Origin of the sequence: Aurantiacibacter xanthus (assembly GCF_003584015.1) — a bacterium.
Lineage (GTDB): Bacteria > Pseudomonadota > Alphaproteobacteria > Sphingomonadales > Sphingomonadaceae > Alteraurantiacibacter > Alteraurantiacibacter xanthus.
Genome location: NZ_QXFM01000064.1, coordinates 20,163 through 44,038 on the forward strand (window position 1 = coordinate 20,163; position 23,876 = coordinate 44,038).

29 protein-coding genes are annotated in these 23,876 nt (G+C 64.6%); 20 read left to right on the plus strand and 9 right to left on the minus strand.

Annotated elements, in window-relative coordinates:
• Window positions 1-533: 533 nt before the first annotated feature.
• The 4 genes from D2V17_RS06360 to D2V17_RS06375 form a co-directional block, all read right to left on the minus strand.
• Window positions 534-749 carry a DUF2842 domain-containing protein gene (locus D2V17_RS06360; protein ID WP_119592257.1) on the minus strand — a complete coding sequence of 72 codons (216 nt, stop codon included), beginning with the start codon at window positions 747-749 and terminating at the stop codon, window positions 534-536.
• Window positions 749-1,333: a 5-formyltetrahydrofolate cyclo-ligase gene (locus D2V17_RS06365; protein ID WP_119592258.1), complete on the minus strand. Its 585-nt coding sequence runs from the start codon at window positions 1,331-1,333 to the stop codon at window positions 749-751. The genes D2V17_RS06360 and D2V17_RS06365 overlap by 1 nt, the downstream gene beginning before the upstream one ends.
• 522 nt (window positions 1,334-1,855) lie before the next feature.
• Window positions 1,856-2,161, minus strand: a complete 306-nt coding sequence (locus D2V17_RS06370; RefSeq protein ID WP_119592259.1) for a cell division protein ZapA — start codon at window positions 2,159-2,161, stop codon at window positions 1,856-1,858.
• Window positions 2,158-2,397, minus strand: a complete 240-nt coding sequence (locus D2V17_RS06375) for a hypothetical protein (RefSeq protein ID WP_119592260.1) — start codon at window positions 2,395-2,397, stop codon at window positions 2,158-2,160. The genes D2V17_RS06370 and D2V17_RS06375 overlap by 4 nt, the downstream gene beginning before the upstream one ends.
• A gap of 200 nt (window positions 2,398-2,597) precedes the next feature.
• Here D2V17_RS06375 and tkt point away from each other — a divergent pair, with 200 nt between their 5' ends.
• The 4 genes from tkt to D2V17_RS06395 all read left to right on the plus strand — a co-directional run bounded on the left by tkt (window position 2,598) and on the right by D2V17_RS06395 (window position 7,993).
• Window positions 2,598-4,595, plus strand: coding sequence for a transketolase (gene tkt, locus D2V17_RS06380; protein WP_119592261.1), 1,998 nt, complete (start codon window positions 2,598-2,600; stop codon window positions 4,593-4,595).
• A 15-nt stretch (window positions 4,596-4,610) separates the two neighbouring features.
• Window positions 4,611-5,618, plus strand: a complete 1,008-nt coding sequence (gap, locus tag D2V17_RS06385) for a type I glyceraldehyde-3-phosphate dehydrogenase (RefSeq protein ID WP_119592262.1) — start codon at window positions 4,611-4,613, stop codon at window positions 5,616-5,618.
• A gap of 147 nt (window positions 5,619-5,765) precedes the next feature.
• Window positions 5,766-6,971, plus strand: coding sequence for a phosphoglycerate kinase (locus D2V17_RS06390; protein ID WP_119592263.1), 1,206 nt, complete (start codon window positions 5,766-5,768; stop codon window positions 6,969-6,971).
• A gap of 131 nt (window positions 6,972-7,102) precedes the next feature.
• Entirely contained in the window at window positions 7,103-7,993 is an 891-nt protein-coding gene (locus D2V17_RS06395; protein ID WP_119592264.1) for a fructose bisphosphate aldolase, read from the plus strand.
• Here D2V17_RS06395 and D2V17_RS06400 read toward each other — a convergent pair whose 3' ends face one another.
• Window positions 7,994-8,386, minus strand: coding sequence for a hypothetical protein (locus D2V17_RS06400; protein WP_147367257.1), 393 nt, complete (start codon window positions 8,384-8,386; stop codon window positions 7,994-7,996).
• 41 nt (window positions 8,387-8,427) lie between these two features.
• Here D2V17_RS06400 and thiE point away from each other — a divergent pair, with 41 nt between their 5' ends.
• Window positions 8,428-9,051: a thiamine phosphate synthase gene (thiE, locus tag D2V17_RS06405; RefSeq protein ID WP_119592266.1), complete on the plus strand. Its 624-nt coding sequence runs from the start codon at window positions 8,428-8,430 to the stop codon at window positions 9,049-9,051.
• Window positions 9,048-9,626, plus strand: a complete 579-nt coding sequence (locus D2V17_RS06410) for a YdcF family protein (protein ID WP_119592267.1) — start codon at window positions 9,048-9,050, stop codon at window positions 9,624-9,626. The genes thiE and D2V17_RS06410 overlap by 4 nt, the downstream gene beginning before the upstream one ends.
• A 2-nt stretch (window positions 9,627-9,628) precedes the next feature.
• Here D2V17_RS06410 and D2V17_RS06415 read toward each other — a convergent pair whose 3' ends face one another.
• Together D2V17_RS06415 and D2V17_RS06420 are read right to left on the minus strand one after the other, a co-directional pair.
• Window positions 9,629-9,982: an elongation factor P gene (locus D2V17_RS06415; RefSeq protein ID WP_147367259.1), complete on the minus strand. Its 354-nt coding sequence runs from the start codon at window positions 9,980-9,982 to the stop codon at window positions 9,629-9,631.
• Window positions 9,983-10,029: 47 nt separating this feature from the next.
• Entirely contained in the window at window positions 10,030-11,325 is a 1,296-nt protein-coding gene (locus tag D2V17_RS06420; RefSeq protein WP_119592269.1) for an ammonium transporter, read from the minus strand.
• Window positions 11,326-11,474: 149 nt separating this feature from the next.
• Between D2V17_RS06420 and D2V17_RS06425 the strand changes: the two genes are divergently transcribed.
• Window positions 11,475-11,963: an SH3 domain-containing protein gene (locus D2V17_RS06425; RefSeq protein ID WP_119592302.1), complete on the plus strand. Its 489-nt coding sequence runs from the start codon at window positions 11,475-11,477 to the stop codon at window positions 11,961-11,963.
• A 76-nt stretch (window positions 11,964-12,039) separates the two neighbouring features.
• On the opposite strand, the gene D2V17_RS06430 is transcribed toward D2V17_RS06425, so the two are convergent.
• Both D2V17_RS06430 and D2V17_RS06435 read right to left on the minus strand, forming a co-directional pair.
• Complete coding sequence (locus tag D2V17_RS06430; protein WP_147367261.1) at window positions 12,040-12,468, minus strand: lipoprotein; 429 nt, start codon at window positions 12,466-12,468, stop codon at window positions 12,040-12,042.
• Between the two features lie 65 nt (window positions 12,469-12,533).
• Entirely contained in the window at window positions 12,534-13,730 is a 1,197-nt protein-coding gene (locus D2V17_RS06435) for a thiolase family protein (protein WP_119592271.1), read from the minus strand.
• A gap of 261 nt (window positions 13,731-13,991) precedes the next feature.
• Between D2V17_RS06435 and ndhC the strand changes: the two genes are divergently transcribed.
• The 13 genes from ndhC to D2V17_RS06495 all read left to right on the plus strand — a co-directional run bounded on the left by ndhC (window position 13,992) and on the right by D2V17_RS06495 (window position 23,863).
• A complete protein-coding gene (gene ndhC / locus D2V17_RS06440; RefSeq protein ID WP_119592272.1) occupies window positions 13,992-14,375 on the plus strand; it encodes an NADH-quinone oxidoreductase subunit A in 384 nt (127 codons plus the stop codon).
• Window positions 14,366-14,917 carry a NuoB/complex I 20 kDa subunit family protein gene (locus D2V17_RS06445; RefSeq protein ID WP_119592273.1) on the plus strand — a complete coding sequence of 184 codons (552 nt, stop codon included), beginning with the start codon at window positions 14,366-14,368 and terminating at the stop codon, window positions 14,915-14,917. Before ndhC ends, D2V17_RS06445 begins: the two co-directional genes overlap by 10 nt.
• A 102-nt stretch (window positions 14,918-15,019) precedes the next feature.
• The gene (locus D2V17_RS06450) at window positions 15,020-15,766 is read left to right on the plus strand and encodes an NADH-quinone oxidoreductase subunit C (protein ID WP_119592274.1); all 747 of its coding nucleotides are present in this window, start codon (window positions 15,020-15,022) and stop codon (window positions 15,764-15,766) included.
• Window positions 15,763-16,977, plus strand: a complete 1,215-nt coding sequence (locus tag D2V17_RS06455; protein ID WP_119592275.1) for an NADH-quinone oxidoreductase subunit D — start codon at window positions 15,763-15,765, stop codon at window positions 16,975-16,977. Before D2V17_RS06450 ends, D2V17_RS06455 begins: the two co-directional genes overlap by 4 nt.
• A complete protein-coding gene (locus D2V17_RS06460) occupies window positions 16,974-17,324 on the plus strand; it encodes a nuclear transport factor 2 family protein (protein WP_119592276.1) in 351 nt (116 codons plus the stop codon). The genes D2V17_RS06455 and D2V17_RS06460 overlap by 4 nt, the downstream gene beginning before the upstream one ends.
• Complete coding sequence (locus D2V17_RS06465) at window positions 17,324-17,509, plus strand: hypothetical protein (RefSeq protein ID WP_119592277.1); 186 nt, start codon at window positions 17,324-17,326, stop codon at window positions 17,507-17,509. The genes D2V17_RS06460 and D2V17_RS06465 overlap by 1 nt, the downstream gene beginning before the upstream one ends.
• Window positions 17,496-18,164, plus strand: coding sequence for a complex I 24 kDa subunit family protein (locus tag D2V17_RS06470; RefSeq protein WP_119592278.1), 669 nt, complete (start codon window positions 17,496-17,498; stop codon window positions 18,162-18,164). Before D2V17_RS06465 ends, D2V17_RS06470 begins: the two co-directional genes overlap by 14 nt.
• A 1-nt stretch (window position 18,165) precedes the next feature.
• On the plus strand, window positions 18,166-18,309 hold the full coding sequence (locus D2V17_RS21260; RefSeq protein ID WP_191229107.1) for a hypothetical protein: 144 nt from the start codon (window positions 18,166-18,168) through the stop codon (window positions 18,307-18,309).
• Window positions 18,306-19,601 carry an NADH-quinone oxidoreductase subunit NuoF gene (nuoF, locus tag D2V17_RS06475; protein ID WP_119592279.1) on the plus strand — a complete coding sequence of 432 codons (1,296 nt, stop codon included), beginning with the start codon at window positions 18,306-18,308 and terminating at the stop codon, window positions 19,599-19,601. Before D2V17_RS21260 ends, nuoF begins: the two co-directional genes overlap by 4 nt.
• Window positions 19,601-21,610, plus strand: a complete 2,010-nt coding sequence (gene nuoG / locus D2V17_RS06480; protein ID WP_119592280.1) for an NADH-quinone oxidoreductase subunit NuoG — start codon at window positions 19,601-19,603, stop codon at window positions 21,608-21,610. Before nuoF ends, nuoG begins: the two co-directional genes overlap by 1 nt.
• Complete coding sequence (nuoH, locus tag D2V17_RS06485) at window positions 21,607-22,659, plus strand: NADH-quinone oxidoreductase subunit NuoH (RefSeq protein WP_119592281.1); 1,053 nt, start codon at window positions 21,607-21,609, stop codon at window positions 22,657-22,659. Before nuoG ends, nuoH begins: the two co-directional genes overlap by 4 nt.
• A complete protein-coding gene (nuoI, locus tag D2V17_RS06490) occupies window positions 22,656-23,141 on the plus strand; it encodes an NADH-quinone oxidoreductase subunit NuoI (RefSeq protein WP_119592282.1) in 486 nt (161 codons plus the stop codon). Before nuoH ends, nuoI begins: the two co-directional genes overlap by 4 nt.
• Before the next feature lie 107 nt (window positions 23,142-23,248).
• A complete protein-coding gene (locus D2V17_RS06495) occupies window positions 23,249-23,863 on the plus strand; it encodes an NADH-quinone oxidoreductase subunit J (RefSeq protein WP_119592283.1) in 615 nt (204 codons plus the stop codon).
• Window positions 23,864-23,876 lie beyond the last annotated feature (13 nt).

Consider the following 23,876-nt stretch of genomic DNA (forward strand, 5'->3'; position numbering starts at 1 on the left):
TCGTGGCATGCGATAATCGAGTGCCTCGAATGTCGGAGGAAGAGATAGCTGAACTAAAAGCACTCTCTCCCGGCATGACTACCGACTGCGTAGAGAAAGCGCGTTTCGGGGGACTTAATGCAATCAGCAGCCTCTCCGTGGAGCAATGCTTCGATATGGCTCCCGCTCGAAGATGGCGAGGGCTGTGGCGAAATGACTTCGAGGGTTCGCGGTTTTGTCCCGAACCGATGCAGGAGTGCGGCTACGACGCGCCCGGCGATGACGTATGGCTGTCGTATTCCGAGAGCTTGCAGCCGCCACCGTCATGGCCACAGGTAGGCTCTGGCGGAATGTATGAAGTGGAGTTCGTCGGCCGACGGACCGCAAAAAGAGGTCATTATGCTCATTCCGGATCGTCAGACCATGAACTTGTCGTTGATCGGGTCATTTCAATTCGGCCTTTGCTGGCACCTAAAAACTAATGGCAGAAAAGGGTCGTTTTAAGTCGGTCGGCTTTCAGCGCGAATAGCCTAAAAACCGTCGATTAGCGTTGTTCACCCCCAGCGCCCGGTCTCCATCCAGATCAGGAAGCGCCGCAGCGGCAGCAGCCACACCAACCCCAGCACGATGTAAACCGGCGTTTGCAGCAGTGCGTGCCAGCCGCCGATCAGTTCGGGCACATAGCGGGCCACCACGACGCAATAGATCGCAATGGCAATGGTCAGGCCGATCACGCCTGCTGGGATGCGCCAGGTTGGCTCGGTGCGCATCAGAACGGCCCGTAGATGCGGGTGGAGGTGACGATGGCCTTCAGCGGCATGTCGTGGTCCTCAACCGGTAGCTCGTCGACGCGCTGGATGTCCCAGGCCATGCCGATGGCCATGGTGTCCGGGTGTGCGGCCAGCCAGCGGTCGTAAAAGCCGCCGCCTTGCCCCAGTCGGTCGCCATCGGCGGTGAAGCCCACCAGCGGCATGAACAGTACCTCGGGCACGACGACAGGCGCATCCTCGGCGGGCTGGCGCAGGCCGAGCGGTCCGGCGACGAGGTCGCTTTCCTCGTAAGGGTCGGTGTGGAGGTGAAATGTCATCGGCTGGTCGAGCGTGGTGACGCGGGGCAGGGCGATGGGGTGGCCGCGCTCGTGGAAGAAGCGGATATAGCCACCCGCCGGAGCTTCGCCCGGATCGGCGCGGTAAAGCCCGATGGTGGCGCCCTCAGGCACCATGTCGAGCACCGGGGCGGGCGGGCGTGCAAAGACCAGCGCGGAAACCTCGCGCGGAAGCGCGGCGGCGTGGTCGCGGCGGGCCTTGCGCAGCTCTTTGCGCAGCGCGGCTTTCTGTTCGGCTATCGTGGCCACCTTGAAATCCCGTTCTGTACCCTCGGCCCGCTCATCCTGAACTTGTCGAAGGATTGTCCTTGTTCACTCACCAATGCGCATGAAGGAAAGACGGCCCTTCGACAAGGTTCCCCGCGCCTTGCCTTATTGCTCTCCGTCCGCTCATCCTGAGCTTGTCGAAGGATTGCCCTTTTTGCTCACCGGGCGCGCTAAAAGGAAAGCAGCCCTTCGACAGGCTCAGGGCGAGCGGGTTTGTGGGGGTGAACTCACCGCGCTCAAGCAGCGCAGCGATAGCGCGAGAATCCCGCGCTCAAGCAGCGAAGTGGTAGCGCGAAAATCGCGCACTCAAGCAGCGAAGCGGTAGCGCGAAAATCAAGTGGCGGAACCATCATGGGTCGTTTGCCGCGAAATCCTCTGACGCCTTCACGTCAGGTGGGCGCCGTATATCCGGAACCAGGGTTCCAGTAGGGACAGCTCCCTTGGATTGCTTATAGCCTCAGGGATGTTCATGGGCTCGTGCCGGACAGTCCCGCCACCCCCTATCTAGGATGCTTGCCCGGCATTCTCAAGCTGTCCCGCCAGCGCTTCGAGCCGCGCAGCGGTCGCTTCGTAGTCCTGCGCCAGCGCTTCCTCGGCGGCGCGGGCGCGTTCGGTCGCTTCCTGCGTCTCGTCGGCAAGCAGCAAGGCGGCATAGAGCAGCATCCGCGCTTCGGGCTGAGCGGCGGTGTTGCCCATGCCGGCAATCTTGCTCTCGATCAGCGCGCCAAGCCGCTCGACATGCGCTTCCTCGCCCGCACCGCAGGCGACGGTGTACTGCCGCCCGGAGATGGTGATGGTCACGTTGCTCATTCTGAGGGGCTCTCTGAAGCCTCGGGCTCTTCGTAATTGTCAGGGTCAAGCCGGGTGATCAGCATGTCGAGCCCGGCCAGCGCTTCCTCGGCCTCGGCGCGCAAGGCGTTGTAGCGCGCCTCCAGCTCGGGGTCGCCCATCTGGCGCGCGCCTGCAAGTTTGCCTGCGGCGGCCTCGATCCGGGCCGCAGCCGCCTCGATCCGGGCCTTTGCCTGCGCGATGCGATCACCTTCCATTAACTCTATATAGCCGTCGAAGCGGGGCCTAGGCAAAGGTCTGCGGTGCAAATATGTGAATAATCGGAAGCTGCGGGTGAGCCTCCTTGCGGGACGGCTGGCCCGGCTGCGCTTGACGAGGGGGCTGTGTCTGCTCACACAGCCGCCATCCGATTCGGCCACCTTTGTCTTTGGGCCAGAACCAACCGGGGAATTAGCGAATGAGCGAGCAGGAAGTCAGCTTCACGGACATGGCCAACGCCATCCGCGCGCTGTCGATGGACGCGGTCGAGGCCGCCAATATTGGTCACCCCGGCATGCCGATGGGCATGGCCGATGTCGCCACCGTTCTCTATTCCGACTTCCTCAAGTACGATCCCGCCGATCCTTCATGGCCCGACCGCGACCGCTTCGTGCTGTCGGCGGGCCATGGCTCGATGCTGATCTATTCGCTGCTCTGGCTGACCGGCTACGACTCGCCGACGCTCGATGACATCAAGAACTTCCGCCAGCTCGGCAGCCCCTGCGCCGGGCACCCGGAGAACTTCCTGATCGACGGCGTCGAATGCACCACCGGCCCGCTCGGGCAGGGCCTCGCGATGGGCGTCGGAATGGCGCTGGCCGAGCGGCACCTCAACGCCAGGTTCGGCAACGAGGTGATCGACCACAAGACCTGGGTGCTGGCGGGCGACGGCTGCCTGATGGAAGGCATCAACCACGAGGCGATCGGCCTTGCCGGTCACCTCAAGCTCGGCAACCTCAACGTGCTGTGGGACGACAACAACGTCACCATCGACGGCAAGGTCGGCCTGTCCTCTTCCGAAGACGTGCTGGCCCGCTATCAGGCGACCGGCTGGCACACCACCAGCTGCGATGGCCACGATCCGGCCGACATCAAGCGCGCGCTGGCCGAGGCGGCTGCCGATCCGCGTCCGTCGATCGTCGCCTGCAAGACCGTGATCGGCAAGGGCGCGCCCAACAAGCAGGGCACCTCCGGCATTCACGGCTCGCCGCTCGGCGCTGACGAGATCGCCGCCGCCCGCGTCGAGCTGAACTGGCCGCATGCGCCTTTCGTAATCCCTGATGAAATCGTCTCGACCTGGCGTGCCGTGGGCGGCAAGGGCGCCGAAACGCGCCGTGCCTGGGAAGACCGTCTCGCCCAGAGCGGCAAGAAGGACGCGCTTGCCGCGCAGCTCGCCTCGGTGGCCGACAAGGCCGCGCCCGCGCTGCAGGATCACATCCGCGCGCTTGCTGCCGAGCCGCCCAAGGTCGCCAGCCGCAAGGCCAGCGAAATGGCGCTCGGCCCGCTGACCGAGCAGATCGAGCAGCTGATCGGCGGCAGCGCCGACCTCACCGGCTCGAACAACACCAAGACCAAGGCCACGACCCCGCTCACCGCCGAGGATTATGCGGGCCGTTACGTCTATTACGGCATCCGCGAGTTCGGCATGGCGGCGGCGATGAACGGGATGTATCTCCATGGCGGCGTGCTGCCCTATGGCGGCACCTTCCTGATCTTCTCCGACTATGCCCGCAACGCGATCCGCCTTTCGGCGCTGCAGAAGGCCGGGGTGGTCTATGTGCTGACGCATGACAGCATCGGCCTTGGCGAGGACGGCCCGACCCACCAGCCGGTCGAGCAGGTCATGAGCCTGCGCCTGATCCCGAACCTCAACGTGTTCCGCCCTGCCGACGCCATCGAGACGGCGGAATGCTGGGCGCTCGCGCTGCAGACGCCCGCCACGCCCTCGGTGCTGGCGCTGTCGCGTCAGAACCTGCCACCGGTGCGCGGCGAGGGCGATGCCGAGTGGACCCCGGCCAGCAACCGCTCGGCCAAGGGCGCCTATCGCCTCAAGGCTGCTGACGCCGCGCGCAAGGTGGTGCTGATTGCCACCGGCTCGGAAGTGGCCGTCGCGCTCGACACCGCCAAGGCGCTCGAAGCGCAGGGCATCGGCGCCGACGTGGTCAGCGCGCCGTGTCTCGATCTGTTCGGCGCGCAAGACGCGGCCTATCAGGACGAGCTGCTGCCCGCCGATGCACTGATCGTCTCGGTCGAGGCGGGCGTGACGCAAGGGTGGGAACGCTACACGGGCAGGAACGGCCTCAACATCGGGCTCGACCGTTTCGGCGCTTCGGCTCCGGCGGAAACGCTGTTCGCGCATTTCGGCTTCACTGCGGACAAGATCGTCCCGCAGATCATCAACAAATTGAACGCATAAGCAGGAGTTCTTACCATGGCGACTAAGGTAGCGATCAACGGTTTCGGGCGTATCGGACGTCTCGTGGCGCGCGCCATTCTCGAGCGCAGTGACCACGATCTCGAACTCGTGGCGATCAACGATCTGGCCGACACCAAGGCGAACGCGCTGCTGTTCGGCTTCGACAGCACCCATGGCCGTTTCCCCGGCACCGTCTCGGTCGATGGCACCAACCTCGTCGTCAACGGCAAGACCATCGCCGTCACCTCCGAGCGCGATCCGGGCAAGTTGCCGCACAAGGACATGGGCATCGACATCGTGCTCGAATGCACGGGCTTCTTCCAGAGCCACGATGCCGCCAAGCCGCACCTCGATGCCGGTGCCAAGCGCGTGTTGATCTCGGCTCCGGCGACCGGTGTTTCGGCGACCATCGTCTATGGCGTGAACCACGATGTGCTGACTGCCGACGACATCATCGTCTCGAACGCGAGCTGCACCACCAACTGCCTCTCGCCGGTGGCCAAGGTGCTGAACGACCTCGTCGGCATCGAGCGTGGTTTCATGACCACGATCCACAGCTACACCAACGACCAGCGTATGCTCGACCAGATGCATTCGGACCTGCGCCGTGCCCGTGGCGGTGCGCAGAACATGATCCCGACCACCACCGGCGCTGCCCGTGCGGTCGGCCTTGTGCTGCCCGAGCTGAAGGGCAAGCTCGATGGCTCGTCCGTGCGTGTGCCGACGCCGAACGTCAGCCTTGTCGACCTCGTGTTCACCCCCGGCCGCGACACCAGCGCCGAGGAGCTGAACGCGGCGCTGAAGGCTGCTGCCGAGGGCGCGATGAAGGGTGTGCTCGACTACACCGATCAGCCGTTGGTCAGCTCGGACTTCAACCATCACCCGGCCAGCTCGACTGTCGACAGCCTCGAAACCTCGGTGATGGAAGGCAAGCTTGCCCGCGTCGTTTCCTGGTACGACAACGAGTGGGGCTTCTCGAACCGCATGATCGACACTGCGGGTGTGATGGCGAAGTTCCTCTAAACACCAGACCTCCCCTCCCGTTCACGGGAGGGGCCGGGGGTGGGGCGCGAAGCGCTGGGCCGCAAGGCCCACCCCGTTGCGACTAGGCAGGCAAGCTGCCAAGTCTCACTACCCCTCCCTCCAGCGGGAGGGGGTTCGGAGCACTTTATGGCTAGTTTCAAAACCCTCGACGACCTTCCTGACGATCTTTCCGGCCAGCGCGCGCTGGTCCGGGTCGATCTCAACCTGCCGATGGCCGATGGCCTCGCCACGGACCTCACCCGCGCCCGCGCGGTTGCTCCGACGATCCTCGAACTGGCCGACCGCGGCGCCAAGGTGCTGCTGCTCGCGCACTTCGGCCGCCCCAAGGGCCAGCGCAATTCGACCATGTCGATGAGCATGGTGCAGGGCGCGATCGAGGGCGTGCTCGGGCGCGAGGTGATGTTCATCCCCGAAGTCTCCGGCTCGGTGGTGACGCAGGCGGTCGACATTCTCGGCAACGGCGATATCGGGATGCTCGAAAACACCCGCTTCTGGCCGGGTGAAGAAGCGAACGATGCCGACTTCGCCAAGGCCATCGCGGAAAACGGCGACTTCTACGTCAACGACGCCTTCTCCGCCGCGCACCGCGCCCATGCCAGCACCGAGGGCCTCGCGCATTTGCTGCCCGCCTATGCCGGTCGCTCGATGCAGAAGGAGCTGGAGGCGCTCGATTCGGCGCTTGGCAACCCGCAGCCGCCGGTCGCTGCCGTTGTGGGTGGGGCCAAGGTCAGCTCTAAGCTGGCGGTGCTGGAAAACCTTTCGGCCAAGGTCCAGCACCTGATTATCGGCGGCGGCATGGCCAATACCTTCCTCGCCGCCAAGGGCGTCGATGTTGGCAAGAGCCTGTGCGAGCACGATCTGGTCGATACCGCCAATGCGATCATGGAAGTAGCCGACCGCACCGGTTGCACGATCCATTTGCCTTATGATGTCGCCGTGGCGAAAGAATTTGCCGCCAATCCCGACAGCTACCGCGTTTGCAATGTGCACGAGGTGGCCGCCGATGAGATGATTCTCGATGTCGGCCCACAGGCGGTCGAATCGCTGGGCGATGTGCTCAAGACGTGCCGCACGCTGGTGTGGAACGGTCCGCTCGGTGCCTTCGAGATGGAGCCGTTCGATGCCGCTACCGTCGCTCTCGCACGCACGGCGGCAGCTTTGACGCAGGAAGGATCGCTCATTTCGGTGGCGGGCGGCGGCGATACGGTCGCGGCCATGGCCCATGCCGGAGTGACCGACCAGGTGACCTATATCTCGACCGCGGGCGGCGCTTTCCTCGAATGGATGGAAGGCAAGGAACTGCCCGGCGTCGCGGCGCTTCAGCGCGCCTGATCCAAGGTTGATTGTGTCTGCCGAACTGTCCCGTCATCGCACGGGGCAGGCGGCGGCCATCTGCCCGGTTGTGCAGGCGCGAAATGCGCCATAACAGGCCTGTGCCAATTACTTGAGGAGAAGTAGGCGCGATGAATACCGATCAGATCACGCAGAAGATTGCTGCCGGGCGGGGCTTTATCGCCGCGCTCGACCAATCGGGCGGTTCCACCCCCAAGGCGCTGCGCGCTTATGGCGTGGCCGATGACGAGTGGAACGGCGACGACGAAATGTTCGCCAGGATCCACGACATGCGTTCGCGCATCATTTCCAGCCCGGCTTTCAGCGGCGAGAAAATCCTCGGCGCGATCCTGTTCGAAAAGACCATGGACGGTGAAGTCGGCGGCAAGCCCACGCCCACCGCGCTGCTCGACAAGGGCGTCGCCCCGTTCATTAAGATCGACAAAGGCCTCGAAGACGAGGCCAATGGCGTTCAGCTGATGAAGCCGATGCCCGATCTCGATGCGCTGCTCACCCGCGCCAAGGCGCTCGGCGTCTATGGCACCAAGGAACGTTCGGTGATCAACGCCGCCAACCCCGAGGGCATCGCCGCAATCGTGGCGCAGCAGTTCGCGGTGGGTGAGCAGGTGATCGCGCATGGCATGATGCCGATCCTCGAACCCGAATATACAATCACCGCCGAGGACCGTGAGGAAGGCGAGGAGATCCTCAAGAACGCAATCCTCAAGCAGCTCGATGCGCTGGACGAGGGCAAGCAGGTGATGCTCAAGCTGTCGATCCCGGCGAAGGCCAACCAGTACAAGGAACTGGTCGACCACCCCAAGGTGCTGAAGGTGGTGGCGCTCTCGGGCGGGTTCACCCGCGCCGAGGCCTGTGTCGAACTGGCCAAAAACATCGGCATGATCGCGAGCTTCAGCCGTGCATTGCTCGGCGACCTGCGTGCGCAGATGAGCGACGCCGAGTTCGACGCGTCGCTCGGCGAAGCAATCGGCTCGATCTGCGAGGCTTCGATCGCCGGGTAATTACTCGGCGAGTTCGTATGTGAAACGGTAGTCGCGCGCGGTGAGGGTGGTATCGGTCATCCTCGCCGGCGCGACATCCACCAGCCGCACCGCATAGCCCAGCGCCTGCGCCGGTTCACCGAGCTTGAGATCGGTGGTGACGGTGCGTTCGCCATTGCTCAGGCGGGTCGTCACGATGGCCTCTCCCGCGCGGATGCACCGGGCGTTCATCGGGCAGCGGCTGTCTTCCACCACTTTCAGCGGGGTTGCCACCAGCGGCCCGACCGCCACGCTTTCGTTCAGCGCCGTGGCGCTGCCTGCGGGCAGAGCGCTCATGGGCGCGCCGGTCTGGGGAATGATCGCGCAGCCCGACAGGGCGGCGGCGAGGGCGATTGGCGTCAGAAGAGTGTTCATGGTCATTTGCGCATCGCTGCCCGATTGCTAATGGCCTGAATATGAACGCACCAACCACCAGCTGCTCGCTTTATCTGATCTCTCCGCTTGAGGTGGGGGGCGACTTTCCGGCGCGGCTTGAACGCGCGCTCGACGCCGGCCCGGTCGCGGCCTTCCAGTTCCGCGTGAAAGACGTCGACCAGCACGAGGCCGCGCGCCTTGCCGCGCCCTTGCAGGAAATCTGCCGCGCGCGCGATGTGGCCTTCGTGGTCAACGATTCGGTGGCGCTGGCCAAGCGGATCAAGGCCGACGGCGTCCATCTCGGGCAGGGCGACGGCGACCCGCGTGAGGCACGCGAGGAACTGGGCCGTGAGGTCCAGATCGGCGTTACCTGCCACGCCAGCCGCCATCTCGCGATGGAAGCGGGCGATGCGGGGGCCGACTATGTCGCCTTCGGGGCCTTCTTTCCCAGCAGCACCAAACAGAGTGAGCACAAGCCGGACCTCGATCTGCTGCGCTGGTGGTCGAGCCTGTTCGAGATTCCTTGCGTCGCCATCGGCGGGATCACGCCCGACAATGCGCCCGCGCTGATCGAGGCCGGGGCTGACTTCCTCGCGGTTTCCGGCGCGGTATGGAACGGCGATGAGGTCGCGGCGGTGAAGGCCTTTGCCAAACTGCTGACGTGAGGCGACGCTGGTTGATCGGGCTGGCCGGGCTGGTGCTGGTCTGGCTGGCGCTGGTTCTGGGCTGGATCTGGCAGGGAGCGGACAGCGCCCCCGATGCGCGGGCGGACATCGCGCTGGTTCTCGGCGCGGCGGTTGACGATGACGAACCTTCGCCAGTGTTTGCGGCGCGGATCGACCATGCCATCGCGCTGTGGAACGAAGGGCGGGTAAAGCGCATCCTGTTCACCGGCGGTCGCGCACAGGGTGACCGGCTCGGCGAGGCGCAGGCCGCCCGCCTGCGCGCTGTCGCAGCGGGAGTGCCCGATACGGCGATCCTAACCGAAGAGGCATCGCGCACGACGATGGAAAACCTCGTCTTCGCACAGCCGGGCAATCTCGGCCACACGGGCGGAAGCGTGCTGCTGGTGACGGATCCGCTGCATATGCGCCGCGCGCTGACCATGGCGCGCGATCTGGGCTACGATGCCCAGCCCGAACCCACTCCGCTGACGCGCTATCGGTCGCTGGCCGCAAAAGTGCCTTTCGCCCTGCGCGAGCTGTGGCTGATCCACCTGTACTGGCTGATCGGCGAGTAGCCTCAGCGCCCCAGACGGATGCAGCGCAGCTTGCCCGGCGTGCCGTCCCCGTCGAGCAGGCGCAGGAAGCTGCGGCTCATGATGCGGTAGACATTGCCGTTGCGCGGGCCGGAAGTCATCCGCACCTCGTTGCCGCGGCGTAGGTAGGTGCCGCTGCCTTGCGGGCTGGAATAGCGCGAGGCGTTGGTGATCGTGAAGCTCTCCTCCGGCTGCGGAATGCCCGCCGCGCCGCGCACGTCACCGGGCAGTTCGCAGATATAGGCCCCACGTTCGAGCGTGCCGATATCGTTTTGCGCCAGGGCAGGCGCGGCCAGCATGGCCGAAGCCAGCGCCAGAGTGGTGAGGGTCTTGTGCATGATGCGCCCCTTATGCGAGCAGCGCTGAACCTGAGCTTGACGAGCCATCAATCGAACATCCACCCGCGTTCGCCGTGGCTGGTCTGATCGAGCCCTTCGACTTCCTCCTCCGCGCTCACCCGCATCGGGATGAACAGCGAGACCGCCAGCGCGATGAGCGCGGTGACAATCGCCGAGAACAGCGCCACGACACCCACGGCAGCGACTTGCAGCGCCAGCATTCGGGCCATGCCCACGCCCTCGGCATAGCCGGTGCCGCCAAGCGCCGCCGAGAGGAACGGCGCCAGCAGCAGCGAGCCGAGCATCCCGCCCACGCCATGGACGGCGAAAACGTCGAGCGAATCGTCGATCCTGAGGTGATGCTTGACAAGACCGATGGCCCAGAAACACACTATCGCGGCCAATGCTCCGAACAGGATCGCAGCGCCCGGCGAGACGAACCCGGCGGCAGGCGTGATCGTGGCCAGCCCGGCGATGGCGCCGGTGGCAAAGCCCACCGTGGTCGGCTTGCCGAACCTGATCTTCTCGATCAGCACCCATGTCAGCGCGGCCACGGCGGCGGCGGTGTGGGTGGCGATGATGGCGCTCGCGGCATCGTCGGTGGCGGTAAGGGCCGAGCCGCCGTTGAAGCCGAACCAGCCGACCCACAGCAGCATCGCGCCGAGCATCGTCATGCCGGGGGCATGCGGCAGCAGCGAGGCGGTGGGAAAGCCCTGCCGCCGGCCCAGCAGAAGCGCGACGATCAGCGCCGAGACGCCCGCCGTGGTATGCACCACGATGCCACCAGCAAAGTCGAGCGCGCCCAGCTGCGCGAGCCAGCCGCCGCCCCACATCCAGTGTGCGACGGGCGCATAGACGAGCAGGCTCCACAGCGCGGTGAAGGCCATGACCCAGCCGAACCGGGCGCGGTCGACCCAGGCGCCGACCATCAGCGCCGGGGTGATCGCGGCAAAGGTCATCTGGAACAGCACGAAGGCGCTTTCCGGGATCGTCAGTCCGGCGCGCACGGCGCCAAGGTCGATCAGCATCCATGCGCGGCCATTGCCGAGCACGCCGCCGGTGGTCTCGCCGAAGGCAAGCGTATAGCCCACGATCACCCACAGCACCGAGGCAAGGCCCGCCACCGCGGCGACCTGAATCAGCACCGAGAGGAAGTTCTTGGCCCGCACCAGCCCGCCGTAAAACAGCCCGAGGCCGGGCAGGCACATCAGCAGCACCAGCGCCGAACACACCAGAATCCATGCCGTATCGCCGCTATCGCCGGCAGCGGGCACGAGGTCTTGTGCCATAGCGGCGTCGGATGCGGCGGCGAGCCACAGTCCGGTGGCGATTTTGCGAACCATGCGATGATCTTCCCCTGCAATTCGCCCCGGCAGGCCAAGCTGCCGATGGGCCTCTCCCCGTGGCGGAGCCTGTTAGAGCACAAACAGCGTTGCGGGCAAGATTGTGCGGGATGTTGCACCACATGTACTCACCGGACTATCACGCGGAAATGTTTGCAAGGCAGATCATTCCGGCTGTTGCCGCCATCGGTTGCGTGCTCGGGGCAGGGCTATCGGCTGTCGCGGCTTCGGCGCAGACTGCCGAGACGCCCTATTGGGCGAGCATTTCGGTCAGCAGGGTCTTCATGCGCGTCGGCCCCAGCATGAACTATCCGATCGAGTGGGTGTACAAGCGCGAGGGGCTGCCGGTGAAGGTGCTGCGCGTGAACGAGGGGTGGCGCTATGTCGAAGACCCCGATGGCAAGCGCGGCTGGATGGCCTCGCGCATGCTCAGCCGCACCCGCGCCGCAATCGTGACCGGCGAGGGCAACGCGGCGATCCGGGCCGAGGGGAGCGCCTCTGCCGCGCTGCGCTGGCATGTCGCGCCGGGGGTGGTCGGCGAACTGGGCGAATGCAGCGCGGGCTGGTGCGCGTTTTCGGTGCGCGGTCATCGCGGCTTTGTCGAGGCCGACCGGCTCTGGGGCGACGGCGACCCCTGACCGCGGCGAACCATTGGCGACACAAAAAAGGGCGGCACCATGGCCGCCCTTTTCGTATCGAACTGGTCGAAACCGCTCAGTCGTCGCCGGCGGTGACGGCTTCGTCAGCCGGGGCCGGGCGCACGGTCGAGACATTGCCCGCATCCGAGGTGGTCTGCATCGAGCCGTCTGCCTGCACCGGGCCGTCGGTGAAGCAGCTGTGCCCTTCCACGCCTTCGACCACGAAGCAGGTCTTGCCGTCCTGCATGAAGATGGTGCCGCCCGAGGGCGTGCCATCGGCAGAAATGCGTGAGAAGGTCATGCCGGGGTGGATGGTGATCGTATCGACATCGCCATTGGCATGTTCGACCGAATAGGTGCCCGGCGCGACCGCTTCGAATCCGGGTTCGGCCCCTGTCAGCACATTGCCGCTGGGGGCGGCTTCGGGTGCATCGGCAGGTGTCTCGCTCTGGCTGCAAGCGGCCAGCGCAAGGACCGCGACGGCGGCGAAAAGGCTCTTCTTCATATCCATGCTCCCTCTGTTGAGCGGGACATTCGTTGATTATGTCCGACTGGTCAACGGATAAGCCGTCAGACCAGTTCCACCGCAATCGCCGTGCCTTCGCCGCCGCCGATGCAGAGCGAGGCCACGCCGCGCTTCTTGCCCTGCTGCTTGAGCGCATTGATGAGGGTGACGATGATGCGCGCGCCGCTGGCCCCAATCGGGTGGCCGAGCGCAGTGCCGCCGCCGTTCACGTTGATCTTGTCGTGGGCGATGCCGATGTCCATCATCGCGAACATGGCGACGCAGGCGAAGGCCTCGTTCACTTCCCACAGGTCGACGTCATCGACGCTCCACCCGGCCTTTTCGAGCACCTTGTTGATCGCACCCACCGGCGCGGTGGTGAAGGCGGCCGGGTCTTGCGCATGGGCGGCGGTGGCGATCACCGTGGCGACGGGGGTGAGGCCCTTCTCGTCGGCCACGCTCTTGCGGGTGAGCACCATGGCCGCCGCGCCGTCGGAGATCGACGAGGAGGTGGCGGCGGTGATGGTGCCGTCCTTGGCGAAGGCGGGGCGCAGCTGCGGGATCTTGTCGGGACGGCCATTGCCGGGGCCTTCGTCGGTGTCCACGGTCACATCGCCCTTGCGGGTGGTGAAGGTGACGGGCACGATTTCATCGGCAAAGGCACCGCTGGCGATGGCGGCATTGGCACGCTCAAGCGAGGCGATGGCGTAGCTGTCCATGTCCTCGCGGGTGAGCTGGTATTCGTTGGCCATGTCCTGTGCATAGGCACCCATGGCGGTGCCAGCCTTGTAGGCGTCTTCCAGCCCGTCGAGGAACATGTGGTCATAGGCGGTGTCGTGGCCGAGCCGCGCGCCGCCACGGTGCTTCTTGAGCAGGTAGGGGGCGTTGGTCATACTCTCCATGCCGCCCGCCACGATCACATCCGCGCCGCCCGAAGCGAGCGCCTCGGAGCCCATGATCACGGTCTGCATGCCGCTGCCGCAGACCTTGTTCACGGTGGAGGCCTGCGCCGAGAGCGGCAGGCCCGCCTTCAGCGCCGCCTGACGCGCCGGAGCCTGGCCGAGGCCGGCAGGCAGTACGCAGCCCATGTAGACCCGGTCCACATCTTCGCCTGCAACACCGGCGCGCTCCATCGCTGCCTTGACTGCCGTGGCGCCCAGATCGGTGGCGGTAACCTCGGACAGTGCGCCCTGCATCGCGCCCATGGGGGTGCGCGCATAGGACAGAATAACGATAGGATCGGCGGAATTGAAAGTGGCCATTGGACGGTCGCTCCGTTGAGGTGATAGGCGAAAGGTAACTGGCTTCGATTACGTCTTAACGGCTAGGCACATGGGGGCCAAGCGCCGTGCTCGCAATGACTTGTCAGCGGGTTTGGCCTTGAGAACGATTCGCATCATGCTGCTTTGCGGCAAGAAACGCACAGAAAGGCCCGAAATCAGCGCCAGCCGTGCCTTGCGCTTGGCTCGACCATTGCCTAGACGCGCTCAAATCGTCGCGCCGAACAACCGAGTCCGTACCCTATGGCTACACCCATCGATCTGACCGAATATCTGCCGATCCTCATCTTTCTGGGAATCGCGGTGATTCTGTCTGCCGCCTTCGTGTTTCTGCCCATGGGCGTGGCCCGGCTGACCGGCGCCCACGAGCCGACCGCCGCCAAGCTCAGCGAATACGAATGCGGCTTCCCCGCCTTCGAAGATCCGCGCAGCCAGTTCGACGTGCGCTTCTATCTGGTGGCGATCCTGTTCATCATCTTCGATCTTGAGGCAGCCTTCCTGTTTCCCTGGGCGGTCAGCCTCGATCTCACCGGCTGGCCCGGCTGGATCACCATGATGGTGTTCCTCGGCGAATTGGCCATTGGCCTGGCCTATGCCTGGAAGAAAGGAGCTCTCGAATGGGAGTGAACGAAACGCTCGCGCCCGCTGCCACCGGCGGCGAAGTGCGCCAGCCCGATCAGGACTATTTCAACGCCCTTTCCACCGAGGTGAATGACAAGGGATTCCTCGTTACCAGCACCGAGGACCTGTTCCAGTGGGCGCGCACCGGCTCGCTGTGGTGGATGACATTCGGGCTCGCCTGCTGCGCGGTGGAGATGATCCACGTCAACATGCCGCGCTATGATATGGAGCGGTTCGGCGTCGCCCCGCGCGCCTCGCCGCGCCAGTCGGACGTGATGATCGTGGCCGGCACCTTGTGCAACAAGATGGCCCCGGCGCTGCGCCGTGTTTACGACCAGATGTCGAACCCGAAATATGTCATTTCGATGGGCAGCTGCGCCAATGGCGGCGGCTACTATCACTACAGCTATTCGGTGGTGCGCGGGTGCGATCGCATCGTGCCGGTCGACATCTATATCCCCGGCTGCCCGCCGACAGCCGAAGCCCTGCTTTACGGCGTGATGCAACTGCAGCGGAAGATCCGCCGCGCCGGGACGATTGAGCGTTAAGATGGCCCATTTGCAATACCAGCCGATCGTGTCGAGCGAAGTCGAGACACGCCGCGCACCGCCTCTCGACTTCGCTCGAGGCGAACGGAAAGGGTGCAATTGATGGCTGCTGTCCTTCACTCCGCCCCCCGCATTGCCTCGAACGAGGGTGTGCTCGACACGCTGACCGCCGCGCTTGGTGACAAGGTTGTCGCCGCCAAGGAAGAGCATGGCGAGATCGTCATCACCGTCGCGCGCGGTGAGATCGAGAACGCGCTGCGCGCCCTGCGCGACGAACATGCCTACCAGCAGCTGATGGAAATCGCCGGGGCCGACTACCCGGATCGCGCCGAGCGGTTCGAAGTTGTCTACATGCTGCTCAGCCTGACGAAGAATCACCGCATCATCGTGAAGGTGCAGGCCGCCGAGGATACCCCGGTGCCAACCGTCACCACCTTGTGGCCGGTCGCAGGCTGGCTCGAACGCGAGGTGTTCGATATGTACGGCGTGCTGTTCGAGGGCAACACCGACCTGCGCCGCATCCTCACCGACTACGGCTTCGAAGGGCATCCCTTCCGCAAGGACTTCCCGCTCACCGGCTATCAGGAGCTGCGCTATTCCGAAGAGGAAGGGCGCGTGGTCTATGAGCCGGTCGAACTGGCGCAGGACTTCCGCAGCTTCGACTTCATGAGCCCGTGGGAAGGGGCGGAATATATCCTCCCCGGCGACGAAAAGGCGAGCGAAACCCCCGCGCCGCCTCCGGTGGATAAGCCCAAGACCACGGAAAACGCCAAGGATACTGGCGCTGGCGCCAAGACTGATGCCAAGGCCGCCAAAGAGTCTGACGACAAGAAGGAGGAGGGCAAGTGAGCGGCCTCGTCCAGGAAACCTCGCCCACCACCGGTGACGAGGAAATCACCAACTACACGATCAACTTCGGCCCGCAGCACCCGGCTGCGCACGGCGTGCTGCGCATGGTGATGGAGCTTGACGGTGAAATCATCGAGCGGATCGATCCGCACGTCGGCCTGCTGCATCGCGGCACCGAGAAGCTGATCGAGTACAAGACCTATCTTCAGGCGCTGCCCTATTTCGACCGGCTCGACTATTGTTCGCCGCTCGGGATGGAGCACTCCTATGTGCTGGCGATCGAGAAGCTGCTCAATCTGGAAGTGCCCGAGCGCGGCCAGTATCTGCGCGTGCTGTTCGCCGAGTTGACCCGCATCTGCAACCACCTGCTCAACATGGGCAGCCACGTGATGGACGTGGGTGCGATGACGCCGAACCTGTGGATGTTCGAGCTGCGCGAGGACTGCCTCAACTTCTTCGAGCGGGCTTCGGGCGCGCGCATGCACTCGGCCTGGTTCCGCCCGGGCGGTGTGCATCAGGACGTGCCGCTCAAGCTGTTGACCGACATTGCCGACTGGTGCGACGGGCGTCTGCCCGAGCTGTTCGGCGATGCGATGAGCCTCGTTACCGACAACCGCATCTTCAAGCAGCGCAACGTCGATATCGCCGTGGTGAGCCAGGAAGACGCGATTGCATGGGGCTTCTCCGGCCCGATGATCCGCGCTGCCGGTATCCCGTGGGATATCCGCAAGAGTCAGCCTTACGACGTTTACGACCGGATGGAGTTCGACATTCCCGTCGGCACCAATTCGGACTGCTACGACCGCTTCATGGTCCGCATGCAGGAAGTCTATCAGTCGGCGCGCATCATCAAGCAGTGCATCGAGCAGATGCCCGAAGGTCCGGTGGCTTCGACCGACCGCAAGATCGTGCCGCCGAAGCGCGGCGAGATGAAGCAGTCGATGGAAGCGCTGATCCACCACTTCAAGCTCTACACCGAAGGCTTCCACGTGCCCGCGGGCGAGGTCTACGTGGCGACCGAGAGCCCCAAGGGCGAGTTCGGCGTCTATCTGGTGAGCGATGGCTCGAACAAGCCCTATCGCTGCAAGATCCGCCCGACCGCGTTCAGCCACCTTCAGGCGATGGATTTCATGTGCAAGGGCCACATGCTGCCCGACGCAACCGCCATCCTCGGCGCAATCGACGTCGTGTTCGGGGAGTGCGACCGGTGAGCAATGTCGCAACCGCCGAAGCGATGATCGCGGCCTATAACGCGCAGGACGTGGATACTTACGTCTCGTACATGACCGACGACGCCTGCGAAGCGAACTATCGCGGCGCGGTCGTGCGTGAGGGCAAGGAGGGCACCCGCTCCGGGCTCGCTGCCGCCTTTGCCAAGTGGCCGCAGAACCATGCCGAGATCGTCGAGAAGCAGGCCATCGGCGACTTCGTGATCTTCCGCGAACACGTCACGCGCGGCCCCGCTTCCGATGGCTCGGAGCTGGTCGAGCCGTTTGACGTGGTCGCCGTCTACAGCTTCGAGGGTGACAAGTGCAGCCGCGTGGAGTTCATTCGCTGATGCTGCGCGAGATCATCATCCTCATTGCCGTGCTGGCTGGTTTTGCCGCTGCGGTTGCGGGCTATCTCGCCGTGTTCCATGGCGAGGCACCGCTCAAGGAAACCCTGTCCACCGCCTTTGCGGCGGTGATCGGCCTCTATGCGGGCCGCTATCTGGAACGGAGGCTGGCCGATGGCCGCGCGTAAGATCGCCCCTGATACGCCCGAACTGCGCGCGCAGTGGGGCAGCTGGACCTTCAACGAAGAAACGAAGGCCAAGGCCGACAAGGCCATCGCCCGTTACCCTGAGGGACGTCAGCGCTCAGCCACCATGCCGCTGCTCGACTATGCCCAGCGTCAGGTCGGCGCCGAGACCGACACGCAAGGCTGGTTGCCGCTGCCGGTGATCGAATATGTCGCCGCCTATCTCGATCAGCCGGTGATCCGCGTGCTCGAAGTGGCGACGTTCTACACCATGTATAACCTTGAGCCGGTGGGCAAATACCACGTGCAGGTCTGCGGCACGACGCCGTGCATGCTGCGCGGCTCGGACGAGATCATCGCCACCTGCAAGAAGCGCGGGATGAAGGCGGGGCACGTGTCGGACGATGGCCTCTGGTCGTTCACCGAGGTCGAGTGCATGGGCAACTGCGCCACCGCGCCGATGGTCCAGATCAACGACGATAACTACGAAGACCTGACCGCCGAGCGGATGGACGCCGTGCTCGACGCGCTGGCCAAGGGCGAGAGCCCCAAGACCGGCACGCAGGAGCCTGGCCGCCACACCAGCGAGCCCGCCGGCGCGCTGTCGAGCCTCAAAGAGATGGTCGAGGAAAACCACGACTATCGGGGTGAGTGGTAAGATGGATCAGATCCTGCCCATCGTCATTGCGCTCATCCTGGTGGTGGTCGCGTGGAAGGTGCTCAAGGGCATCGTCAAGACGGTGGCGCTGGTGGTCATTCTGGCACTCGCCGCAGCATTTGTATTCGGAGGACTGGGCGCATGAGCCTGGCTGACAAAGACCGCATCTTCACCAACGTCTATGGCTTTCAGGACTGGGGCCTGAAGGCGGCACAGGCGCGCGGTGACTGGGACGACACCAAGAAGCTGATGGAAGTCGGGCAAGACGCCATCATCGACGAGATCAAGGCCTCGGGCCTGCGCGGCCGGGGCGGGGCGGGCTTCCCAACGGGTATGAAGTGGAGCTTCATGCCGAAGGAAAGCAAGGACGGACGGCCCAGCTTCCTCGTCATCAACGCCGACGAGTCCGAGCCCGGCTCGTGCAAGGACCGCGAGATCATCCGCCACGATCCGCACAAGCTGGTCGAAGGCGCGCTGATCGCCGGTTTCGCCATGCGCGCAAGGGCGGCCTACATTTACATTCGCGGCGAATATATCCGCGAGGCCGAGACGCTGTTTGCCGCCGTCGAGCAGGCCTATGACGCCGGCCTGCTGGGCAAGAACGCCGCCGGGTCGGGCTACGATTTCGACGTTTACGTTCATCGCGGCGCGGGCGCTTACATCTGCGGCGAAGAGACCGCGATGATCGAGAGCCTCGAAGGCAAGAAGGGCCAGCCGCGCCTCAAGCCGCCGTTTCCGGCGGGTGCGGGCCTCTATGGCTGCCCGACCACGGTCAACAACGTGGAATCGATCGCCGTGGTGCCGACGATCCTGCGGCGCGGGGCTGCGTGGTTCTCGTCCTTCGGGCGCGAGAACAACAAGGGCACCAAGCTGTTCCAGATCTCGGGGCACGTGAACAAGCCCTGCGTCGTTGAAGAGGCGATGAGCATCACCTTCGAGGAGCTGATCGAGAAGCACTGCGGCGGCATTCGCGGCGGGTGGGACAACCTGCTCGCGGTGATCCCCGGCGGCTCGTCGGTGCCGCTGGTGCCGGGCGAGCAGATCCGCAATGCCTTCATGGACTTCGACGGGCTGAAAGAGCTTGGCTCGGGCCTCGGCACCGCTGGCGTGATCGTGATGGACAAGAGCACCGACGTGGTGCGCGCGATCTCGCGTCTGAGCTACTTCTACAAGCACGAGAGCTGCGGCCAGTGCACCCCCTGCCGTGAGGGCACGGGCTGGATGTGGCGCGTGATGAAGCGGCTTGAGACCGGCGATGCCGAGATCGAAGAGATCGACATGCTGCAACAGGTCACCAAGCAGGTGGAAGGCCACACGATCTGCGCCTTGGGCGATGCCGCCGCCTGGCCCATCCAGGGCCTGATCCGCCACTTCCGCCCCGAAATCGAGCGCCGCATCAATGAGCGTGCGGGCGCTATGCAAGAGGCAGCCGAATAATGCCTAAAGTCACCGTAGACGGACAGGAAATCGAGGTTCCCGCTGGTGCCACCGTGCTCCAGGCGTGCGAGCTGGCGGGCAAGGAAATCCCGCGTTTCTGCTATCACGAACGTCTCTCCATCGCGGGCAACTGCCGCATGTGCCTCGTCGAGGTGAAGCCGGGGCCGCCCAAGCCGCAGGCCTCCTGCGCGCTGCCCGCCACCGAGGGGCAGGAAATCCGCACCGATAGCGAGATGGTCAAGAAGGCGCGCGAAGGGGTGATGGAGTTCCTCCTCATCAACCATCCGCTCGATTGCCCGATTTGCGATCAGGGCGGCGAGTGCGACCTGCAGGACCAGTCGGTCGCCTATGGCCGCGGGGGCTCGCGCTATCACGAGCACAAGCGCGCGGTGACCTCGAAGAACATGGGCCCGCTCATCAAGACCACGATGACGCGCTGCATCCACTGCACCCGCTGCGTGCGCTTCTCGGAAGAGATTGCGGGCGTCGACGAGATCGGCGCGCTCTATCGCGGCGAGGACATGCAGATCACCACCTATCTCGAACAGGCTGCCAAGCACGAGATGAGCGCCAATGTGATCGATCTGTGCCCGGTCGGCGCGCTCACCAGCGCTCCCTACGCCTATGAGGCACGTCCGTGGGAGCTGAAGAAGACGCTCTCCATCGACGTGTCCGACGCGATCGGCGCGAACATCCGCCTCGACAGCCGTGGCCGCGAAGTGCTGCGCGCGCTGCCGCGCGTCAACGACGACGTCAACGAGGAGTGGATCAGCGACAAGGCGCGCTATCAGGTCGATGGCCTGATCCGCCGCCGCCTCGACAAGGTGTGGGTCCGCAAGGACGGCAAGCTGGCGCAGGCAAGCTGGGCCGAGGCATTTGACGCCATCGCGGCGGCCAAGCCCGGCGCTTCGATTGCTGCTGTGGCAGGCGACCTGCTCGACTGCGAGACGATGTTTGCGGCCAAGGCGCTGCTCAAGGCCTCAGGGTCCTCGCTGATCGAGAGCCGCCAGACCGGCATGGACTACGATTGCACGAACCTCGCGGCGATCAATTTCAATTCGACGCTGGCCGGGATCGAGACCGCCGACGCAGTGCTGATCATCGGCGCGAACCTGCGCTGGGAAGCGCCGCTGGTGAACGTGCGGCTGCGCAAGGCGGCCAAGCGCGGGGCCAAGGTCTTCGTGGTCGGACCCGAATGGGAGACCACCTATCCGGCGATGTTCCTCGGGGCCGATGCCTCGGCGTTGGGCAATCTGCCCGCCGAACTGACCGAGGCCTTCAAGGCCGCCGAACGTCCCGCCGTGATCCTCGGCGCGGGTGGCTTTGCGGCCGGTGCCCATGCCAAGGCGCTCAGCCTCGCGCACGAGCTGGGCTGCGTGAAAGAGGGCTGGAGCGGCTTTAACGCGCTGCACATTGCGGCGGCGCGGATGGGCGCGGTGATGCTCGGCTTCGCGCAGCAGGGCGGCATTGCCGATCTGGTCGCGGCCAGGCCCAAGGTGCTGCTGGCGCTGGGCGCGGACGAGGTCGACTTCGCGAAGTTCGAAGGCAGTCTCAAGGTCTATATTGGCCACCACGGCGACAAGGGCGCTCACGCAGCCGACATCATCCTGCCCGCCTCGGCCTTCTCCGAGAAGGCGGGGACCTATGTGAACACCGAAGGCCGCGTGCAGATGGCCGACAAGGCCGTCTTCGCGCCGGGTGACGCGCGTGAAGACTGGACGATCCTGCGCGCGCTTGCCGATGCGCTGGGCGTGACGGTCGGTTTCGACAGCTTCGACCAGCTGCGCGCCGCCATGATCGCCGAGGTTCCGGCGCTGGGCGAAGAGGGGCTGGCCGACTATGGCGCGCTCGCCGCTTCGGTTGCGGGCAACACCTCGCCTTCGGGCCCGATCCCGAGCCCGATCAAGGATTTCTACCTCACCAACCCGATCGCCCGCGCCAGCGTGGTGATGCAGCAGTGCTCGAACGAACTGCTTTTGGGTGACGCCCTGAAGGAGGCCGCGGAATGACCGCCACTTTCATCGAATGGGGCATGGACTCTGGCTGGGCGATGATCGTCTCGGCCATCATCGGCTCGCTGCTGATTGCGCTGCCGCTGATGCTGGCCGTGGCCATGATCATCTATGTCGACCGCAAGGTCTGGGCCTCGATCAACCTGCGCCGCGGGCCGAACGTGGTCGGCCCCTTCGGCCTGCTGCAAAGCTTCGCCGACGGCCTCAAGGTCATGCTGCAGGAAACCATCATTCCTTCGGCAGCGAACAAGGGCATCTTCCTGATCGCGCCGGTCGTCACCTTTACCGTGGCGCTGGCCGCCTGGGCGGTGATCCCGTTCGACGCGGGCGTGGTGCTGGCCGACATCAACGTTGGCCTGCTCTACATTCTCGCGATCAGCTCGCTGTCGGTTTACGGCGTGGTGATGTCGGGTTGGGCGTCGAACTCGAAGTACCCGTTCTTCTCCGCTATGCGCGCCTCGGCGCAGATGATTTCGTACGAAGTCTCGATCGGCTTTATCCTCGTCTGCGTGGTGCTCTATGCGGGTTCGTTCAACCTCTCGGCCATCGTCGAGGCGCAGAAGGGCCACGGCTTCGGGATCATCAACGGCTACTGGTTCAACCTGCTGCTGTTCCCGATCTGGGTGATGTTCTTCATCTCGGCACTGGCGGAAACGCAGCGCGTGCCGTTCGACCTCACCGAGGCGGAGTCTGAGCTGGTGGCAGGCTATCAGACCGAATATTCGAGCATGAGCTTCGCGCTGTTCTGGCTCGGCGAATATGCCAACATCCTGCTGATGTGCTCGCTGAACACGCTGCTGTTCTGGGGTGGCTGGCTGCCGCCGCTCGATATTCCGGTGCTGTACTATGTGCCGGGCATCATCTGGTTCCTGCTGAAGACGTTCTTCTTCTTCTTCATGTTCAGCTGGGTGATGGCGACGGTGCCGCGCTACCGGTATGACCAGCTGATGCGGCTGGGCTGGAAGGTGTTCCTGCCGCTGAGCCTGTTCTTCGTCGTCGCCATCTCGGGCTGGCTGATGTTTACCCGTTACGGAGTGGCAGCATGACCGCCGCACAACTCATCAAGTCGTTCACCCTGTGGGAATTCGTGAAGGCCCACATGCTGACGCTCAAGTACTTCTTCAAGCCGAAGGTGACGATCAACTATCCCTTCGAGAAGAACCCGCTTAGCCCGCGCTTCCGCGGTGAGCATGCGCTGCGCCGCTATCCCAACGGTGAGGAGCGTTGCATCGCCTGCAAGCTGTGCGAGGCGACCTGCCCGGCGCAGGCCATCACCATCGAGGCCGAACCGCGCGACGACGGCAGCCGCCGCACCACGCGCTACGACATCGACATGACCAAGTGCATCTACTGCGGCTTCTGCCAGGAAGCCTGCCCGGTGGATGCGATCGTCGAAGGGCCGAACTTCGAATATGCGACCGAAACGCGCGAAGAACTGCTTTACGACAAAGCAAAACTGCTGGCGAACGGGGACAAGTGGGAGCGGGCCATCGCCGCGAACCTTGAAGCCGACGCGCCGTATCGATAGGGGCCGCACGTGAACCGGGGAACCACTCAACCGATCGTGTCGAGCCTAGTCGAGACACTTTGCGCCGCGCCTCTCGGCTCCGCTCGAGGCGAACGGGGGCTTAGCTAATGCTGCACATCATCGCCTTTTACCTGTTCGCCGCGCTGGTGATCGCCAGCGGAGCGATGACCATATTGTCCCGCAACCCGGTTCATTCGGTGTTGTGGCTGATCCTCGCGTTCTTCAACGCGGCGGGCCTGATGGTGCTCGTGGGCGCCGAATTCATCGCCATGCTGCTGGTGATCGTTTACGTCGGCGCGGTTGCGGTGCTGTTCCTGTTCGTTGTGATGATGCTCAACATCGACTTCGCCGAACTGCGCGCCGGGTTTGTGAAGAACGCGCCGCTCGGCGTGGTGATCGCGCTGGTGCTCGTGTGCGAGCTGGTGCTCGGTCTGGGTGCCTATCGCGCTGGCATAATCGAGCTGGGCACGCCCTCGGGTGAAGTGCTGCTGGGCCAGACCAACATCGCCCAGATCGGTGAGCTGCTCTATGGCCGCTACCTGTTCCTGTTCGAAAGTGCCGGCATCATTCTGCTGGTGGCGATGATCGGCGCGATCGTGCTGACTCACCGCGAACAGCGCAGCGCGCGTGGTCACCAGAACATCGCCAAGCAGAACGCGCGGCGTCCTGAAGAGGCGACCGAACTCAAGCAGCCCGTCAGCGGGCAGGGGGTCGAGCTGTGATTTCGGTTCGCAC

Coding starts and splice junctions, on each gene's coding strand:
- D2V17_RS06360 (WP_119592257.1), bottom strand. CDS start 749: ATGCGCACCGAGCCAACCTGGCGCATCCCAGCAGGCGTGATCGGCCTG.
- D2V17_RS06370 (WP_119592259.1), bottom strand. CDS start 2,161: ATGAGCAACGTGACCATCACCATCTCCGGGCGGCAGTACACCGTCGCC.
- D2V17_RS06375 (WP_119592260.1), bottom strand. CDS start 2,397: ATGGAAGGTGATCGCATCGCGCAGGCAAAGGCCCGGATCGAGGCGGCT.
- tkt (WP_119592261.1), top strand. CDS start 2,598: ATGAGCGAGCAGGAAGTCAGCTTCACGGACATGGCCAACGCCATCCGC.
- gap (WP_119592262.1), top strand. CDS start 4,611: ATGGCGACTAAGGTAGCGATCAACGGTTTCGGGCGTATCGGACGTCTC.
- D2V17_RS06390 (WP_119592263.1), top strand. CDS start 5,766: ATGGCTAGTTTCAAAACCCTCGACGACCTTCCTGACGATCTTTCCGGC.
- D2V17_RS06395 (WP_119592264.1), top strand. CDS start 7,103: ATGAATACCGATCAGATCACGCAGAAGATTGCTGCCGGGCGGGGCTTT.
- D2V17_RS06400 (WP_147367257.1), bottom strand. CDS start 8,386: ATGAACACTCTTCTGACGCCAATCGCCCTCGCCGCCGCCCTGTCGGGC.
- thiE (WP_119592266.1), top strand. CDS start 8,428: ATGAACGCACCAACCACCAGCTGCTCGCTTTATCTGATCTCTCCGCTT.
- D2V17_RS06415 (WP_147367259.1), bottom strand. CDS start 9,982: ATGCACAAGACCCTCACCACTCTGGCGCTGGCTTCGGCCATGCTGGCC.
- D2V17_RS06420 (WP_119592269.1), bottom strand. CDS start 11,325: ATGGTTCGCAAAATCGCCACCGGACTGTGGCTCGCCGCCGCATCCGAC.
- D2V17_RS06425 (WP_119592302.1), top strand. CDS start 11,475: ATGTTTGCAAGGCAGATCATTCCGGCTGTTGCCGCCATCGGTTGCGTG.
- D2V17_RS06430 (WP_147367261.1), bottom strand. CDS start 12,468: ATGAAGAAGAGCCTTTTCGCCGCCGTCGCGGTCCTTGCGCTGGCCGCT.
- D2V17_RS06435 (WP_119592271.1), bottom strand. CDS start 13,730: ATGGCCACTTTCAATTCCGCCGATCCTATCGTTATTCTGTCCTATGCG.
- ndhC (WP_119592272.1), top strand. CDS start 13,992: ATGGCTACACCCATCGATCTGACCGAATATCTGCCGATCCTCATCTTT.
- D2V17_RS06445 (WP_119592273.1), top strand. CDS start 14,366: ATGGGAGTGAACGAAACGCTCGCGCCCGCTGCCACCGGCGGCGAAGTG.
- D2V17_RS06450 (WP_119592274.1), top strand. CDS start 15,020: ATGGCTGCTGTCCTTCACTCCGCCCCCCGCATTGCCTCGAACGAGGGT.
- D2V17_RS06465 (WP_119592277.1), top strand. CDS start 17,324: ATGCTGCGCGAGATCATCATCCTCATTGCCGTGCTGGCTGGTTTTGCC.
- D2V17_RS06470 (WP_119592278.1), top strand. CDS start 17,496: ATGGCCGCGCGTAAGATCGCCCCTGATACGCCCGAACTGCGCGCGCAG.
- D2V17_RS21260 (WP_191229107.1), top strand. CDS start 18,166: ATGGATCAGATCCTGCCCATCGTCATTGCGCTCATCCTGGTGGTGGTC.
- nuoF (WP_119592279.1), top strand. CDS start 18,306: ATGAGCCTGGCTGACAAAGACCGCATCTTCACCAACGTCTATGGCTTT.
- nuoG (WP_119592280.1), top strand. CDS start 19,601: ATGCCTAAAGTCACCGTAGACGGACAGGAAATCGAGGTTCCCGCTGGT.
- nuoH (WP_119592281.1), top strand. CDS start 21,607: ATGACCGCCACTTTCATCGAATGGGGCATGGACTCTGGCTGGGCGATG.
- nuoI (WP_119592282.1), top strand. CDS start 22,656: ATGACCGCCGCACAACTCATCAAGTCGTTCACCCTGTGGGAATTCGTG.
- D2V17_RS06495 (WP_119592283.1), top strand. CDS start 23,249: ATGCTGCACATCATCGCCTTTTACCTGTTCGCCGCGCTGGTGATCGCC.